The sequence below is a fragment of the Caloramator fervidus genome, assembly GCF_900108045.1.
GTDB classification, from domain to species: domain Bacteria; phylum Bacillota; class Clostridia; order Clostridiales; family Caloramatoraceae; genus Caloramator; species Caloramator fervidus.
Map to the genome: position 1 here is coordinate 1 of NZ_FNUK01000006.1, position 17,382 is coordinate 17,382.

A 17,382-nucleotide genomic window follows, 5' to 3' on the forward strand; every position below is an offset into this window, starting at 1 on the left:
GTTCTGAATAGGAACGTCTTTAATTTTTTGGGTTCTGTAGTCATGGACTTTAGAAGTAGTAGAGCCACAAGAAGGGCAAACATGAGATTTTTTTTTAGTTTCAACATGAAATTCAACGAAATCATCACCATTTACAATATTTTTTACGAAAACATCTTTTAAATTAAGCAAATTATTGATAAAATTATTCCTAAGCACTTTATCAGATGCCTCCTTTCAAAATATTTTGTGGGTTAATTATATTTTAGCAAAGCTGGCATCTGAATAAAGTGCTTTTTTGTATTTAAAGAAAAAATGTTGAGGTTTATTTACCACCCCAACATTTATTATAGAACCAAAAATATAAGCCCAAGAACGATATGTTTATACTCTGATGGTTCCATATTATTTCGCAACCTATCGGCTGCTGCCCAAAGGGTTGAAGAAAAGTTTAACACTCCATCGTTGTTCTGACCCATTTCCTTTTTCACTCCCCTAAATATTATTTCGCTTTTAGTAAAATTAGGCTCTTTGTTCTTCCTTATCCATGACACGGAAATAAGTATAAACCATATTTCGTAACAATCGGCTAATAGTTACATTGTAGCGTTGAGCAAGGCTTTTGATATACTCAAGCTCTGCATCGGAAACTTTTATATTAACCATTTTCCCCGACTTCGACTGGAAAGTGTAATCCTCCAAAAGGTTGGCTGGATGAAAATTGTAAAGGATATACATAATCATCTTCGCCCGCGTGGAAGCTATTTTGTTTTCAACTGCATACTCCTTTAGTTTCCTATGCATCGCTGGACTCACTAAAGCCCAAATCTGATGAGGCTTTCTCACGAAACAAATCCCTCCCTCTCTTTAATCATAGCACAATGCGTAATAAAATTCATCAAGTTTTTTTTTAGATTTTTCTTTAAACTTCATGAGTAAAACTAAGCTTATACTGCAGCATTGAAAATTACCTTTTAAGACTGACTTTGGCAAATAAAAGGCATTTATAAGCTTTTATCTATGAATTATTGCGTTTTTCTTTCGCTTGTCACGATTTTCTTTATAATGTTTTCTTAATAACCGGTGAGTGTGTGGCGTTTTTAAAAACATAAAGCTTCATTTTCGGTTAATACTTTATCTTCTAAAGTGCATTTTTAGTGGGCCAACAGTAATTAATTTCTATTAATTGCTATTAATGCGGATCAATATGCATTAATAGAAATCAATAGCCATTAATACGGATCAATGCATATTAATAGGAATTGATAAAGCTGCTGCAATTTAAACTCGTTTTTAAAAACCTCTGCTTACAACTCATCTTACGATATTTGAAGCAAAATTAGCCAATCCCTTGTAATTTAAATACAATTTCGATTTTAAAAACGAAAATCTTTAAGTTTCATATTCAAAATCGTTCCGTTCATTTTTAAAAATGAAGTTCAAAAACGAAAAAAAAGAAAGCCTCTATTCTGAAAGTCTACAGAATAGAGGCTTTTCATTTTATAGTTCTATGCACCAACACTTTTAAATCCTTAATCCTTTTTTCTAATAAACCTTTAGTAAAATTTGATTTTAAAATCCCTTTTTAGTTATTATAAGAGCAAATAATAACATTCCTAAGAAGGGAGAGTGATAGGTATGGAGCAAATTGACATAAGCATAAAGGATTTTAAGACGCTGATTGTATGGCAAAAAGCAAGAGAATTAGCTCAAGATATTTATCAGATTTCAGCTAATTTTCCTGCATTCGAAACTTATGCAACAAAATCGCAAATAATAAGGGCCGCCACCTCCATTGGCGTCAACATTGCGGAGGGCAACGGCCAGCTTTATAAGAAAAAACAAATCAATTTTTTAAACAATGCATTAGGAAGCGCATCAGAAACAAGGCACTGGCTTATTACAGCCCTTGATAACAAATATATCTCACAAGAAGACTATAATAAGCTCGAACAAAAAACAATTAAAATAATTAGAATGTTAATCGGCTATATAAAAAAACTGCAGGAACAAGCAGATGAAAGGGAATTGTGGAATAGGTAACATACAGCTACTTTGCCTATTCCTCTTTTTTTTGTAACTTTATTCCTAAAACCCCTCATGCCTCTATCTCTTACACCATATAAACCTGTTCCTGTACTTCATCTATTATTATATTTTTTTCCGTTACATAGAACCTGATAAAAATTCGTTCGTTAATATCAGTAATCTTGCCAACATCTCCTTCTTCGAGTTGCATGATATAATCTTTGCTTCTGTTGATCATTTCAGTAACCTTTTGTTCTAATACCTTCTTGTCAGCATCATAGCAATCCATCATACAGCCATTCCTGAAAAATATTCTTCGCTCCAGTTTCTATCCCTCCTTATCTTTCCTGCAATAATAATATCAAATTTTTATATCTGTTAAAAGAAGATGTTTTTTACAGGTTCAAGGATTTCAGAAATAAGCAAATTTCCCTCCCTCAAACCCGCAAAAACTCTGCCTGGCATTTCCTGGGAGGTAATAAAGTTTTTCCGTTATTGAGTTGTTTTTATACTAAATTTTCCCAAACACTGCCCTATTTTGTGCGAAAAAAGTCTTTCCAAATGGACAGTGTCAAGGTTAAAAGGAAAAAGGGATAAGTGGCGTAAAACCCTCATCTATCAAGGCTTCACCACTTATCCCACTTCTTGTCCAATGCTGCTTATCCATTAAACCTTTTCCCTTTTCCCTACCTAAATGGAACCACTTTTTTCGCATGCGGAAAAGGTTTATTTGAAATATACACTTTCACTACTTATCCCTGATCTTTTTATTCAACTGTTACAGACTTTGCAAGGTTTCTTGGTTTATCAACATCGCATCCTCTTTCAACTGCAGTATAATATGCAAGAAGCTGAAGAGGAATTACGCTTAAAACTGGAGCTAAAATTGATAACGTTTTTGGGAGATATACAACTGCATCGGAAACCTTTGATATATCATCGTTTCCTTCAAAGGCAAAGGATATTACATGGGCACCTCTTGCAACAACTTCCTTTATATTGCTTAACATCTTTTCAAACAATTCTTCTTGAGTTGCAAGGGCAATTACAGGAACTCCTTTGTCTATAAGGGCTATAGGACCATGCTTTAACTCTCCTGCCGCATAAGCTTCTGCATGTATATATGAAATTTCCTTTATTTTTAATGCACCTTCTAAAGCTACTGCAAAGTCAAGACCTCTTCCTATATAGAACATATCCTTATGAACATAATGGGTTGCTGCAAACTTTTGTATTGTTTCCTTTTGATTTAAGAGGTATTCTGCCTTTTCTGGCAATTTTAACATTTCATCCCTTATAAGCCTAAATTCTTCTATACTCAAGTTTCCATTTAATCTTCCAAGATATAAAGCAATTATATACATAGCTATAAGTTGAGTTACGTAAGCCTTTGTTGAAGCAACTGCAATTTCTGGACCTGCCCATGTATATAAAACATCATCTGCTTCTCTTGCAACAGAACTTCCAACAACATTCGTAATAGCTATAACCCTTGCACCATGTTCCTTAGCAAGCCTTAAAGCTGCTAGTGTATCTGCTGTTTCTCCTGATTGGCTTACTACTATCATTAGCGTATTTTTATTTATTAAAGGATTTCTATATCTAAATTCTGAAGCCACATCAACTTCAACTGGTATCTTTGCAAGTCTTTCTATTACATATTTTCCAACTATTCCAGCATGATATGCTGTTCCACAAGCTACAATATAGATTTTGCTTATACTTTCAAGATCTTCTTTCGTAAGCTTTATATCATCAAGTTTAACTTCATCAACATCCATCATTATCCTTGATGTCATAGTATCCTTTATGGCCTTTGGCTGTTCATGAATTTCCTTTATCATAAAATGTTCATATCCACCTTTTTCTGCTGAAGCAGCATCCCATGTAACATGGAATATTTCCTTATTAATCTTTAATCCTTCTAAAGTATAAAATTCAACATTATCCTTTGTCAATACTGCTATCTCTCTATTATCAAGAAGATACACATCTCTTGTATAAGGTAAAACTGCAGGTATATCTGATGCTATAAAGTTTTCGCCTTGTCCCTTTCCTACAATTAAAGGACTATCTTTTCTTACTGCTATAAGCTTATCTGGTTCTTTACTGCAAATTATTCCTAACGCATAGGAACCTTCTATTTTTGATACCGCCTGCATTGTAGCTTTTAATATATCTCCTTCATAAAAATAATCTATAAGATGAGGAACAACCTCTGTATCTGTTTCTGTTTTAAATTCATATCCTAAAGACATTAACCATTCCTTAAGTTTTAAATAATTTTCAATTATACCATTGTGAACAACACTTATTGTAAAATCTTTATTTGAATGAGGGTGTGAATTTACATCTGAAGGTTCTCCATGAGTTGCCCATCTTGTATGTCCAATTCCAACTGAACCTTCAATTGGATTATTTTTTAATCTCTCCTCAAGGGCTGCTAATCTTCCTTTGCATTTTTCAACTTGTATTTTACCTTGGTTTATAATTGCAACACCTGCAGAATCATATCCTCTATATTCAAGCTTTGATAAACCTTCTATCAAAATTGGAACTGCCTTTTTTGGTCCTATATATCCAACTATTCCGCACATACTTATCTCCTTTCAATCATTTTTTGACCTGCTCCCTCTTTGTCCCGAAAATCGCTTTCCGGTTTTGTAGGGTAGCTAACGGTGGTCAGCCGCAGGGCATCCGCCGATAACTCGATAAACCCTGTCCTCGTCAACTTATCAGCATATAGCTGATAAGTCCCGGCGCTTTATTTTAAACTACTAATTTAATTTTATCCCTCCTTCCTTTAATAAATCAAAACTGCCTAAAAAGGCAGTTTTGACTTAATTCATTATATAATATTCATATTATCTTTAAAATATATTTGCTAAAAAATTAATAAAATATTAATTATTTACACCTTTCTTCTATTAAATTAGCAAGCTTTCTAGCCATATCGGTAATCTTTTCTAAATCTTCTCCCTCAAGCATAACTCTAACTAAAGGTTCTGTTCCTGATGGTCTTATTAGAACCCTACCTTTACCTTCAAGATGTTTTTCTACTTTCTGTATCTCTTTTACTATAACTTCATCATTTAAGTAAGCATTCTTTTTATCGTTTGAAACCTTTGCATTTACAAGAACTTGTGGAAGTTCTTTCATAATTGATTTTAGCTCTGACATTTTTTTGCCGCTCTTTTTTAATATTGAAACAAGCTGTAAAGCCGTTATAAGCCCATCACCAGTAGTATTATAATCAAGGAATATTATGTGTCCTGATTGCTCTCCTCCAAGTTTATACCCATTTTTTAACATCTCTTCTAAAACATATCTATCTCCAACCTTAGTCTTTACTGTTTTTATTCCTTCTTTTTGGCAAGCTATGTCTAAACCTAAATTACTCATAACAGTTACAACTAAAGTATCTTTATCTAATTTTCCTTTTTCCTTTAAGTATTTAGCACAAATTGCCATAATAAAATCTCCATTTACTACTTCTCCATTTTCATCAACTGCAAGACACCTGTCAGCATCTCCATCAAAGGCAAGTCCAATGTCACAGCCCTTTTCAACTGTAAACTTTCTAATATCCTCCATGTGAGTTGAACCACAGTTTTTATTAATATTTTTTCCATCTGGATTATTATGAATAACAAAAACTTCTGCACCAAGAGCTTTAAAAACTTGTGGAGCAACAAAATAAGATGCACCTTCTGCACAGTCAAGAGCAATTTTAAGCCCTTTAAAATCAATATCAACCGTTGATTTTAAAAAGTTAATATAATCAAAAATCGCATCATTTTTAAATTCCCTAACTCCAAGTTCTTCCCCTATTGGAGATGGGACATCTTCAAGTCCTCCCTTTATTACTTCTTCAATTTTATCTTCCACTTCATCAGGAAGCTTATAGCCATCTCTGTTAAAAAACTTTATACCATTATATTCAACTGGATTATGGGATGCAGATATTACAACTCCTGCATCAGCATTGTAAAGCCTTGTAAGATAAGCAACAGCAGGCGTTGGAACTGTCCCTACACAAATAGCCTTAGCCCCAACAGACATAATTCCTGCAACAAGGGCAGATTCTAACATATCTCCTGAAATTCTTGTATCCCTTCCAACAATAATTGTTGGTTTATGAGCCCCTTCAGTTAAAACATAGGCTCCGGCCCTACCTAGTTTATAAGCAAGCTCTGCAGTAAGTTCAGTATTTGCAATTCCTCTTACTCCATCAGTTCCAAACATTCTTCCCATATTCTTCTCCCTTTCTATGCTTAATTAATCTCCTTTACAACATATACAACTAATTTTTTCTTTAGAACATACAAAATCATAGGTATTTAAAATCTAAAGATCCAAACAATCTTATATTTGGTTCATATATCCTTTTAAATTTTTTAAGCTTTGGCATTATAATTACACCAGATTGTATTTTTCATTATTATTTTATCATTAAAAAAAATTAAATCAATATAAAAAAGAGGGGAATTCCCCTCTTTATCTTGCATACTCTGCTCCTCTTTCAAGAGCCTTTTTATTTAATTCATAGAACTGTTCTTTTCCATGTTCCTTTAAAGCTTTAAGTAAAGATTCCATTGAAACTATCTTAGTTTTTTCAACTAATGCCCCTAAAAGAACCATATTAGCTATTTTCTTTGACCCTATTTCTTCTGCTATTCTTTGAGCAGGTATTTTAATAATTTCTATATCTGTTCTTTCAGGTTCTCTATTTACAAGGTCGCTATCTATTATTAAAAGTCCACCTTTAACAACATGGGATTCAAATTTATCTAAAGAAGGTCTATTCATAACAACAACCGCTGTTGCATCAGTAACTATTGGTGCTCCTATTGGGCTGTCACTAATTATAACTGAACAGTTTGATGTTCCTCCACGCATTTCTGGTCCATAGCTTGGGAACCAAGAAACATTTAATTCCTCTTCAAGTCCTGCATAGGCTAAAAATTTTCCCATTGATAAAATCCCTTGTCCTCCGAACCCTGCAAATATTATTTCTTGATGTGGCATTATTTCACCTCCCCAGCTGTTATATCCTTCTTAACTCCTAGAGGATAATATGGTATCATATTTTCTCTTAACCATTTAATTGCTTCGTTTGGTGACAATCCCCAGTTTGTTGGACATATTGATAAAACTTCTACCATAGTAAATCCTTTTCCTTGCATTTGAAGTTCAAATGCCTTCTTTATAGCCTTCTTTGCCTTTATTATGTTTGGAACGCTGTCAACTGAAACTCTTTCAACATATACAGCACCATCTAAAGTTGCAATCATTTCTGATACTCTTATTGGATAACCTGCTGTATTAACATCTCTTCCATAAGGTGATGTTTCTGTAACTTGACCCGGAAGCGTAGTAGGTGCCATCTGTCCCCCGGTCATACCATAGATTGCGTTGTTTACGAATATAGTTGTTATTTTTTCTCCTCTTGCTGCTGCATGAACAATTTCTGCTGTTCCTATAGCTGCAAGGTCACCATCACCTTGATAAGTAAATACTATGCTATCGGGAACTGCTCTTTTAATACCTGTTGCAACAGCTGGTGCTCTTCCGTGAGCTGCTTCATACATATCACACGCAAAATAATCATAAGCAAGAACTGAACATCCAACAGGCGCAACACCTATTGTCTTATCTAATATTCCAAGTTCGTCTATAACTTCTGCCACAAGTCTATGGATAATTCCATGGGTACAACCAGGGCAGTAATGGGTTGGCACATCTAAAAGTGCCTTTGGTCTTTCAAATACTATAGCCATTACTTAGCACCTCCTACGATTTCCTTTATCTTATTTACAATTTCAGCTGGGGTTGGAACCATGCCACCACTTCTTCCATAGAAGAACACAGGCTTTCTTCCATTTACTGAAAGCTTAACATCTTCAACCATTTGTCCTTCATTCATTTCAATTGAAATAAATCCTAATTTAACTTTATCCATAACTTCATCAAATGCCTTCTTTGGATATGGCCAAAGAGTTATAGGTCTTATAAGCCCTACCTTTATACCTTCCTTTTCAAGCATCTTTATTGCGTTTTTGCATATTCTTGCTAATGTTCCATAGGAAACTATTACAATGTCAACTTCATTTTCTAAGTTGTAAAGCTCATATTTTACTTCATTCTTTTCAATTTCAGCATACTTTTGTTGTAATTTTTTGTTATGGGCTTCTAATTCTTCAGGTTTTAAGTAAAGTGAGTTTATAACATTATGAATCTTTCTTCCCCTTAATCCATTTGCAGCCCATGTCTTTTCTGGAAGGTTTCTTGTAGTCTGTCTTTCTTTAAATTCAACAGGTTCCATCATCTGACCTAACATTCCATCTCCCATTATCATAACAGGGTTTCTATATTGGTCTGCAACATCAAAAGCTTCTTGAACTAGGTCAACAAGCTCTTGAACTGATGATGGCGCATAAACAACCATTCTGTAATCTCCATGTCCGCCACCCTTTGTTGCTTGGAAATAGTCAGATTGAGCTGGCTGAATTCCTCCAAGTCCTGGACCACCTCTTACTATGTTTACAATAACACATGGAAGCTCTGCTCCCGCTATGTAGGAAATACCTTCTGACTTTAAGCTTATTCCTGGGCTTGAAGAAGAAGTCATTACCCTAACCCCTGCTCCTGCAGCACCATAAACCATGTTTATAGCAGCAACTTCGCTTTCTGCTTGTAAAAATACTCTACCAACTTGTGGCATTCTTCTTGCCATATAAGCTGCAATTTCTGTTTGAGGAGTTATAGGATAACCAAAAAAGCATTGGCATCCAGCATGTATAGCAGCTTCACCTATGGCTTCGTTACCCTTCATTAGTACCTTTTTTGCCATCTTAGGTTACCTCCTTAATTTATTTTTCAACAGTAATAACAACATCAGGACAAATCCTTGCACATGATGCACATGCTACACACTTTGACATATTTTCATCTTTTACAGTGGCAGGGTGGTATCCTTTTGTGTTTAATTTTTCTGAAAACTCAATAATTTTTACAGGGCATACTTCAATACATAAGCCACATCCTTTGCACCTATCTTCTCTAAATGTTACTCTACCCATATAAAGGCCTCCTTTAAATTTTTTTATTCCATGCTTTGCCTCCATGGTGGAAGCATAAATATTTTTATAGGAAATACATTTCCATCAAACTTTGTTTTTAATTCATCTACTAAATCCTCTCTAACTGCTGTAAAGGCTATAGGTATGTTTAACCTATTTGAAACCTCTTCCACAATTTTTTGTCCCTCTAAAATCATATCAACAGTAGTCTCATAGGATAAGTTAGTATTATTTACAAGATACTTAACCTTGAGCCTTGACGCTTTTTGGATATCATTTATATACTGGATTATACCATCAGCATCCATAGTAAAAGGCCTTGTTGTATTTATTACAAAATACATGTCATAATCTTCTTCTTTAAAATATTTATTAAATTGTCCTAATGCAACAGCCCCTTGATCATCTCCTCCAACGTCTAAAACAACATCATAACTTTTGTCATTAAATACCATCAAAGTATTTAAAGGAACTGTTCCAAGCTCTGCATTTGAAAGCTCTTTTGGAGTTGAAATAACCTTTATACCCCTACTTTCTAAAAATTCCGTCTTATCCCTTGTGCAAAAGTAAGGGTTAACTATATCAAGGTCTGCAATTGCAACCTTTTTCCCTTCTTCATTAAGCTTTAAAGCATAGTTTATAGCAATTTCTGTCTTACCGCTTCCAAAATGTCCAGTAAAAACTCTAATCCTTGACATTTAATCACCTACTTATATTCTTTTGCAGGTTCTTCTCCCCTTAATACCCTAAGTCCGCCTTCTGCAAGGGCTAGCATTTCATCCTCTCCTGGGTAAACCACAACAGGGGCAATAAAGCTTACTCTTTCCTTTATCCATTCAACAAATTCTTTTCCATATGCAAGTCCACCTGTTAATATAATTGCATCAACCTCTCCCTTTAAAACAGTTGCACACATTCCTATTTCCTTTGCAACCTGATAAGCCATAGCTTTGTATACAAGCTCAGCTTCTTTATTTCCTTCATCCATCATCTTTTTAACATCCCTTGCGTCGTTTGTTCCAAAATAAGCCATAAGCCCGCCTTTTCCTGTTATCTTCTTCTTCATCTCTTCTAAAGTATATTTTCCTGAAAAACACATCTTAACAAGGTCCCCTACAGGTAAGCTTCCTGTTCTTTCTGGTGAAAATGGTCCCTCTCCATCCAAAGCATTATTTACATCAACAACTCTTCCTTTTCTGTGGGCTCCAACTGAAATTCCTCCACCAAGATGAGCTACTATTAAATTTAACTCTTCATATTTTTTACCTTTTTCTTTTGCATATCTTTTAGCAACAGCCTTTTGATTTAAAGCATGGAATATACTCTTTCTTTGAATTTCTGGCATACCTGATATTCTTGCTATTTCATCCATTTCATCAACAACAACAGGGTCAACTATATACGCTGGTATATTAAGGCTTTTAGCAATTTCATAAGCTATGACTCCGCCTAAATTTGATGCATGCTGTCCTTGAACACCAATTTTTAAATCTTCTAACATTCTTTCATTAACAATATAAGTTCCACCTTCAATTGGCTTTAAAAGTCCTCCTCTTCCAACTACAGCATTTAATGATTCAAGAGGAATATTTTTTTCTTTTAATGCATTTAAAATAACACCTTTTCTAAATTCATATTGTTCAAATATAGTATTATATGGCGCTAGCTCTTCAGAAGAGTGTCTTAATGTTTCAACAAATACAGGATTTAAATCATCAAATACAGCAATTTTGGTAGAAGTTGAACCTGGATTAATTATAAGCATTCTAAACATAGTTCTTCCTCCCTACTTTGTAAGTTCAGCAACTAAACTTGCAAGAGCTATTGAATACAATTTACTTTCATTGCTGTCTGCCCTTGATGTTAATATAACTGGTGCAGCTGCTCCTAAGATTATTCCACCATTTTTAGCATTTGATGTGTATGTAAGGGTTTTATACATTGCATTTCCTGTTTCAATATTTGGAACTAATATTATATCTGCATGACCTGCAACCGGGCTTTTAATTCCTTTGTGTTTTGCAGCCTCTTCTGATAAGGCATTATCTATAGCTAAAGGACCATCAACTATGCATCCCTTTATTTGTCCTCTGTCATTCATCTTAGATAAAACAGCTGCATCAATAGTTGGTTGCATATCTGGATTTACAACTTCAACTGCCGCAACAACAGCAACCTTTGGCATTTCCATACCTATTGCCTTTGCAACAACAACCGCATTTTCAATTATCTGCTTTTTAGTCATAAGATCTGGAGCTATATTCATAGCAGCATCTGTTAAAAGAAGCATTCTGTTTAAAGCTGGAACTTCAAAAACTGCAACATGAGATAAAACTTTACCTGTTCTAAGCCCTTTTTCTTTATCCAAAACTGCCCTTAAGAATGTTGCTGTATCAACTAATCCTTTCATTACCATATGAGCTTGCTTAGTTGAAACAAGTTCTACTGCCTTTAAAGAAGCCTTTGCATTATCCTTTTCATCTATTATTTCAAAAGTATCTTCTGGAATATTTAAAATCTTTTCGCACTCTAATATTTTTTCTTTATCTCCTACTAAAATAGCATCTGCTATTCCCATTTTTTTAGCTTCATATACAGCCTCTAAAACAGGCTCATCTTGAGCAACAGCAACTGCTATTTTTTTAGTTGGATAATTTTTTACCATTTCTAAAATTTCATCAAATGTCTTAATCATATTCCCACCTCTTCTTCGTAAATTTTTACCTTTTCTTCTCCATTTATAACTCTTAATGCCCCTTCTGCAAGGGCAAGCATTTCATCTTCCCCTGGAACTATTTCAACATCTGATATAAATTTTACCCTATCTATAATTAAACTATTTAATAAATCTGAATAAGCTAGTCCACCTGTTAAAATTATCTTATCAACCTTTCCACACAAAACAGCAGCACAAGCTCCTATTTCCTTTGCTATTTGATAAGCCATAGCCTCAAATATAAGCTTTGCATATTGATCGCCTTCATTTATTCTTTTTACAACCTCTCTTGCATCATTTGTTCCTAAGTATCCTACAAGTCCACCTTGACCTACCATCTTTTTCTTTAATTCTTTATATGTATATTTCCCTGAAAAAGCCATTTTAACAAGATCTCCTACTGGAAGTCCTCCACACCTTTCTGGAGAAAAAGGTCCCCCCTCATTTGCGTTATTGACGTCCACTATTTTACCCTTTTTTAACGGAGCAACTGAAATTCCACCACCAAGATGGGCTACTATAAAGTTCACTTCATCTAAGTTTTTGTTCATCTTTTTTGCTATTTTCCTTGATACTGCTTTAATATTTAAAGCATGCACAAGGGACCTCCTTGGAATTTCTGGAAGACCTGATATCCTTGCTATATCTTCAAATTCATCCACTGCAACAGGGTCTACTATATAAGCATTTATTCCTTGTGAATCGGCAATTGATTTGGCAATAATCCCCCCAAGATTTGAAGCATGTTCTCCTTGATAACCTATTTTTAAATCCTCAATCATCTTTTCAGTAACTAAATAAGTTCCACTTGGCATTGGTCTTAAAAGGCCTCCACGGCCAACTATAGCTAAAAAATTAGACAAATCAAATCCTTCTTCTTTTAGCCAATTTAAAATAGCATTTTTTCTATATTCATACTGATCTGATATTCTTTCAAATTTTGACAATTCCTCAGCAGAATGAGATATATTCTTTTGTCTTATATTTTCATTTCCTTTAAAAACAGCCACTTTAGTTGAAGTTGAACCTGGATTAATAACTAATATGTATTCCCTCATGATACCCCCACCTCTTAATGAACCTCCAACTATATTTTAATTTATTTATCGTCAATTTTGCAACTATTATTTTAAAATTATTTAAAATTTTAAAATTTATTCTTCAATGGGCCTATATTTTTGCATGATTCTTTCTGCAACTTTTATACCATCCACTGCAGCAGATATAATCCCCCCTGCATATCCTGCTCCTTCTCCTGTTGGATAAAGCCCTGATATATTTACACTTTCTAAATATTCGTTTCTCTCCATCCTTATAGGAGATGAAGTTCTTGTTTCAATTCCTGTTAAAATTGCATCATAACCTGCAAATCCCTTAATTTTTTTGTCAAATTCTAATAAAGCTTCTTTTAGAGAATCTACGACAAATTTAGGAAGGCAATTTTTTAATAAAGCAAAGTTATATCCCCTTGGATAACTTGGTTTTACTTTTCCTATCTTTTTAGACAAACTATCCTTTAAAAAATCTCCAACTAACTGAACTGGAGCTAAATAACCTCCTTTTCCAACTTCAAAGGCCAATCTTTCATAATGCCTTTGAAACTCAACCCCTGCAAGAGGATGGCTTGAGCCAAAGTCACTAGGGTTTACCCCAACAACTATGGCACTGTTTGCATTTTCTTTATCCCTTGCATATTCACTCATTCCATTAGTAACAACCATATTTTCTTCAGAGGAAGCTGCAACTACAATGCCTCCTGGACACATACAAAAAGAATATACCGGCCTTCCTTCCTTTGTTGTATATGTTAACCTATAATCTGCCGCTTTTAATCTGGGATGACCTGCAAACTTTCCATATTGATTTTCATCTATCATACTTTGAAGATGCTCAATTCTAACCCCTATTGCAAATGGTTTTTGAGATATCATAAGACCTTTTTTAAATAAAACCTCATATGTATCCCTTGCACTGTGCCCAATAGCTAAAATAACAACATCACAGGGAACTTCAATATTACCATTAACTACAACAGAGTTTATTTTGCCATCAACTATTTTAAAATCTGTAACCTTTGAATTAAAGTGAATTTCTCCTCCTAAGGATATAATTTTATTTCTTATATTCTTAACTACTGTTTTTAAAATATCGGTTCCAATGTGGGGCTTTGCAACGTACGTTATTTCTTGTGGAGCTCCTGCCTTTACAAATTCTTCTAAAACAAAATCACACCTTTTATCCTTTATCCTTGTTGTTAGTTTACCATCAGAATATGTTCCCGCTCCACCTTCTCCAAACTGTATGTTAGATTCTGTATTTAATATGCCTTCCTTCCAAAATATATCAATATCTTTATCCCTTTCATCAACACATTTTCCCCTTTCAAATATTATTGGTTTATAACCATGTTGAGCAAGTAAAAGGCCAGCAAACAAGCCTGCTGGACCTAATCCAATAACAACCGGTCTATGACTTAATTTTTCCTTTCCATACTCTATTTTTAAAGCTTCTTGTTTTTCTTCATAAAGAACATCCTTACTTCCAACTTTCTCTACCACTAACATTTCATTAGGACATTCAAATATAACTTGATAAACAAAATCTATTTTGCCTTTTCTTCTTGCATCAACCGACTCTTTTATTATTTTAAAATTTCTAATATCCTCCACCTTTATTTTTGCCGTCTTTGCTGCAATATAAATTAAAGATTTAGGATCATCTTCTATTGATAGCCTTATATTGTTTATTCTAACTGGCATAGTATACCTCCATCACTTTTTATTTATTTTTACTAAAACCTGATTCTGCATTTTTTTGATATTTACATCTTTTAAAACTTCTATTTTTATAGGAAGATAATGCTCACCCTCATTTTTATTTTCAACATCCACATAAGCCCTTATATCTTCGCTACTTAAAGAGTTTACAATGCTTTCAGGTCCTTCAACAGTAACATTTATTTTATCAGGATATATACTGTAATCAAAATTATTGTTGATATTTAAAATTCCAACATCCACAACAAAATTTTTCTCTACTTTATTTTCTACTTTAATTTCAACAGTTATGTTTTTAAAATTTTCTTCTATATATACATCCTTTGGAATGATTAATTTTACAGTTTTGCTTATAGACTCATTTACTTTGGATAAATCTATAGGCTCCGTTTCAATAAAATTAATAGAATTTAAAATATTTTTATCTCCTAATATAGTAATCTCACTAGGTTTTGCAGAAAGCGAATTTAAAATTTTAGAATCAAGTAAATTCCCTTTAGTTTTAACAACTATATTTACCTTCTTGGAAGGCTTTATAGGAATAAAAACATCAACATACTTGGGCTCAACACTAACATATTGTATAGTATCTCCATAACTGTCTATTATTTTTACAGGTAGAGAGGATAAAAGATCACCCTCTCTTTTTGATAAGTCTACATTTATCAATGCACTAGAAGCCTTTGAAACATAAGTTTCAGCACCCCTTATTAACACTTCCATAGGTTTTACTAAAGGATTAATATATCCATATCCTTCCTTAGGTTTGCCTAAAATATTTAAACTTACAGGGATAGTTCTCTCTAATAAACTATCTACTTTTACCTTAACATAAGGCATGCCCTTATCATAAACTACGGAAATTCCTTTTGGAGCTGATTTAACTTCCACCATAATATTATTTATACCCTTTTTAATGTATCCTCCAAGATCAGCTTCCACTCTAAAATCCTCAGGTTTTACTTTATAAACATCCATTGCTCTTCCTGTTATAGTTAAATTTACAGTAAATGTCTGATTAGGAAGGATGGTTAAATTATTTTGTTCAAGATTTTCAAGGTTTGTAAAATAAACAGGAACATCCTCAATAACTTTTGTTTGAACAGGATTTTGTTCTCCCATAACATAAAGCCATAAAATAAAGGATATAAGTATACATATCAGCATAGTTATTATTTGCTGTTTGTTTTTTCTAGCCATAACTTCACCTTCTTAAACATATTTGAATCAACAAACATATTTTTTATTAAAATTTTTGTTAATATATTTTTAAGCCTCTCTACACTATATCCCCTTGTTAATTTACCATTAATAGCAAGGGAAATAGTCCCTGTTTCCTCAGAAACAACAACAGATATAGCATCTGAAGATTCTGTAATTCCTATAGCAGCTCTATGTCTTGTTCCAAGTTCCTTATTTACCTCCTGTTCCGTTAGAGGCAATACACATCCTGCCGCTAGGATTCTATCCTTTCTAATTATGACAGCACCATCATGCAGTGGAGAGTTTTCAAAAAAAATATTTTCTAAAAGTTCTGATGATACTAACCCATCTATTTTTGTTCCACTTTCTATAAAATCATTAAGCCCTGTTTCCTGCTCTATAACTATTAATGCTCCTGTTTTTGTTTGAGACATATTCCCTACAGCTATCGCTATCTCATCTACAACCCTTTTTATTTCTTCATCAGATTCAAAAAGCTTCTTTGTTAAGAATCTGCTTCTTCCTATATGTTCAAGGGCCTTTCTAAGCTCAGGCTGAAAAATTATAAGAAGGGCTATAACTCCAACTGTAAGAGTATTTTTTATAATCCAATGTAAAGTCACAAGCCCAAACCATTCACTAAACTTCATCACAACTACGACAAGAATAAGTCCTTTTAAAAGCTGTTCTGCTCTTGTTTGTTTTATAAAAATATAAAACTTATAAAGTAGATATGCAACAATCAATATATCAATAACATTCCTAAAAGATATGTTTTTTATAAGTCCTAATAAATCACCTAAGCTACTCATTTTATCCAACTCCTTATCAAAGTTTCAAGTACAATTATATAACAAAAAATTTTTTATTAACATAACTTGATGAATTAAATTTAAATATATTGGAAAAATTATTTAAGGAATAAACAATAGGGGAGTGGTAATATGTTAGAAAATGAAAGAATAGAAAACAAAATTAAAGAGCTTCTTGAAAGAGAAGTTAAAGAACTTTCCTTAGATGTAAACGTAAGATATTCAAACGGACATGTTACTTTATATGGAATAGTGGATACACTATCTGAAAAACTTGCAATAGAAAATCTAGTATCAAAAATTGATGAAGTCAAATCAATTGAAAACTGTTTAACCATATCAACAGATGGAACTTTAGAAGATAAGGAAGCAGAACAAAACGTTATAAACAAGCTTAAAAATCATCCTAAACTTTCTTCTTTAGGCGTTGAAGTTCAAAGAGGTGTCGCAATATTAAAAGGCAAAGTAGATACATTAAAGGAAAAAAGAATGGCAATGAAATTAGCATCTGAAGCCTTTGGGATAAAAGATGTAGTATCTCATATTGAAATAGACTCTTTGTATAAAACAGATGATGTAACTATAAACAATAGAATACAAACCGAGCTTGTTAATAATAATTTAGACAAAAACGACATAAGAGTTAATGTAGAAAATGGAAGCGTAACATTAAATGGATTTGTAAATAGTTTAAAAGACGTGGAAATTGCACAAGAGATTGCAGAAGGCATAGAAGGGGTAAGAAATGTAAAAAACTTTTTAAAAATTAGAAATTAACCTGGAGG

The 17,382-nt window shown here is 33.3% G+C and carries 19 protein-coding genes; 2 read left to right on the forward strand and 17 right to left on the reverse strand.

What is annotated here, in order from left to right; genetic code table 11:
• The 3 genes from C4R78_RS09545 to C4R78_RS03065 form a co-directional block, all read right to left on the reverse strand.
• Positions 1 to 198 (reverse strand): transposase family protein (locus C4R78_RS09545; protein WP_146057657.1); only part of this gene is annotated, 198 nt, incomplete at its 3' end.
• Positions 199 to 326: 128 nt separating this feature from the next.
• Positions 327 to 458 (reverse strand): type I restriction-modification system subunit M N-terminal domain-containing protein, encoded by a 132-nt coding sequence (locus tag C4R78_RS09455; RefSeq protein ID WP_423236630.1) that lies wholly within the window; start codon positions 456 to 458, stop codon positions 327 to 329.
• Positions 459 to 501: 43 nt separating this feature from the next.
• Complete coding sequence (locus C4R78_RS03065; protein WP_103895633.1) at positions 502 to 825, reverse strand: hypothetical protein; 324 nt, start codon at positions 823 to 825, stop codon at positions 502 to 504.
• A gap of 792 nt (positions 826 to 1,617) precedes the next feature.
• Between C4R78_RS03065 and C4R78_RS03070 the strand changes: the two genes are divergently transcribed.
• Positions 1,618 to 2,022, forward strand: coding sequence for a four helix bundle protein (locus tag C4R78_RS03070; RefSeq protein ID WP_103895634.1), 405 nt, complete (start codon positions 1,618 to 1,620; stop codon positions 2,020 to 2,022).
• Between the two features lie 70 nt (positions 2,023 to 2,092).
• Here C4R78_RS03070 and C4R78_RS03075 read toward each other — a convergent pair whose 3' ends face one another.
• The 14 genes from C4R78_RS03075 to cdaA form a co-directional block, all read right to left on the reverse strand.
• Positions 2,093 to 2,299: a hypothetical protein gene (locus C4R78_RS03075; protein WP_103895635.1), complete on the reverse strand. Its 207-nt coding sequence runs from the start codon at positions 2,297 to 2,299 to the stop codon at positions 2,093 to 2,095.
• 475 nt (positions 2,300 to 2,774) lie between these two features.
• Entirely contained in the window at positions 2,775 to 4,604 is a 1,830-nt protein-coding gene (gene glmS, locus C4R78_RS03080) for a glutamine--fructose-6-phosphate transaminase (isomerizing) (protein WP_103895636.1), read from the reverse strand.
• Between the two features lie 310 nt (positions 4,605 to 4,914).
• Entirely contained in the window at positions 4,915 to 6,261 is a 1,347-nt protein-coding gene (gene glmM, locus C4R78_RS03085) for a phosphoglucosamine mutase (RefSeq protein WP_103895637.1), read from the reverse strand.
• Positions 6,262 to 6,504: 243 nt separating this feature from the next.
• Positions 6,505 to 7,035 carry a 2-oxoacid:acceptor oxidoreductase family protein gene (locus C4R78_RS03090; RefSeq protein ID WP_103895638.1) on the reverse strand — a complete coding sequence of 177 codons (531 nt, stop codon included), beginning with the start codon at positions 7,033 to 7,035 and terminating at the stop codon, positions 6,505 to 6,507.
• The gene (locus tag C4R78_RS03095; RefSeq protein WP_103895639.1) at positions 7,035 to 7,787 is read right to left on the reverse strand and encodes a thiamine pyrophosphate-dependent enzyme; all 753 of its coding nucleotides are present in this window, start codon (positions 7,785 to 7,787) and stop codon (positions 7,035 to 7,037) included. Before C4R78_RS03095 ends, C4R78_RS03090 begins: the two co-directional genes overlap by 1 nt.
• Positions 7,787 to 8,860, reverse strand: coding sequence for a 3-methyl-2-oxobutanoate dehydrogenase subunit VorB (locus tag C4R78_RS03100; protein ID WP_103895640.1), 1,074 nt, complete (start codon positions 8,858 to 8,860; stop codon positions 7,787 to 7,789). The genes C4R78_RS03095 and C4R78_RS03100 overlap by 1 nt, the downstream gene beginning before the upstream one ends.
• Positions 8,861 to 8,879: 19 nt before the next feature.
• Positions 8,880 to 9,089: a 4Fe-4S binding protein gene (locus tag C4R78_RS03105; RefSeq protein WP_103895641.1), complete on the reverse strand. Its 210-nt coding sequence runs from the start codon at positions 9,087 to 9,089 to the stop codon at positions 8,880 to 8,882.
• A gap of 23 nt (positions 9,090 to 9,112) precedes the next feature.
• A complete protein-coding gene (locus C4R78_RS03110) occupies positions 9,113 to 9,787 on the reverse strand; it encodes a nucleotide-binding protein (protein ID WP_103895642.1) in 675 nt (224 codons plus the stop codon).
• Positions 9,788 to 9,795: 8 nt separating this feature from the next.
• Positions 9,796 to 10,863: a butyrate kinase gene (buk, locus tag C4R78_RS03115; RefSeq protein WP_103895643.1), complete on the reverse strand. Its 1,068-nt coding sequence runs from the start codon at positions 10,861 to 10,863 to the stop codon at positions 9,796 to 9,798.
• 12 nt (positions 10,864 to 10,875) lie between these two features.
• Positions 10,876 to 11,784, reverse strand: a complete 909-nt coding sequence (gene ptb, locus C4R78_RS03120) for a phosphate butyryltransferase (RefSeq protein WP_103895644.1) — start codon at positions 11,782 to 11,784, stop codon at positions 10,876 to 10,878.
• Positions 11,781 to 12,863 carry a butyrate kinase gene (gene buk / locus C4R78_RS03125; RefSeq protein WP_103895645.1) on the reverse strand — a complete coding sequence of 361 codons (1,083 nt, stop codon included), beginning with the start codon at positions 12,861 to 12,863 and terminating at the stop codon, positions 11,781 to 11,783. Before buk (C4R78_RS03125) ends, ptb begins: the two co-directional genes overlap by 4 nt.
• 96 nt (positions 12,864 to 12,959) lie before the next feature.
• The gene (locus C4R78_RS03130) at positions 12,960 to 14,564 is read right to left on the reverse strand and encodes an NAD(P)/FAD-dependent oxidoreductase (protein ID WP_103895646.1); all 1,605 of its coding nucleotides are present in this window, start codon (positions 14,562 to 14,564) and stop codon (positions 12,960 to 12,962) included.
• 12 nt (positions 14,565 to 14,576) lie between these two features.
• Entirely contained in the window at positions 14,577 to 15,782 is a 1,206-nt protein-coding gene (locus C4R78_RS03135) for a CdaR family protein (protein ID WP_103895647.1), read from the reverse strand.
• Entirely contained in the window at positions 15,755 to 16,597 is an 843-nt protein-coding gene (gene cdaA / locus C4R78_RS03140; RefSeq protein ID WP_103895648.1) for a diadenylate cyclase CdaA, read from the reverse strand. Before cdaA ends, C4R78_RS03135 begins: the two co-directional genes overlap by 28 nt.
• A gap of 132 nt (positions 16,598 to 16,729) precedes the next feature.
• On the opposite strand from cdaA, the gene C4R78_RS03145 reads away from it, so the two are divergent.
• The gene (locus C4R78_RS03145; RefSeq protein WP_103895649.1) at positions 16,730 to 17,374 is read left to right on the forward strand and encodes a BON domain-containing protein; all 645 of its coding nucleotides are present in this window, start codon (positions 16,730 to 16,732) and stop codon (positions 17,372 to 17,374) included.
• Positions 17,375 to 17,382 lie beyond the last annotated feature (8 nt).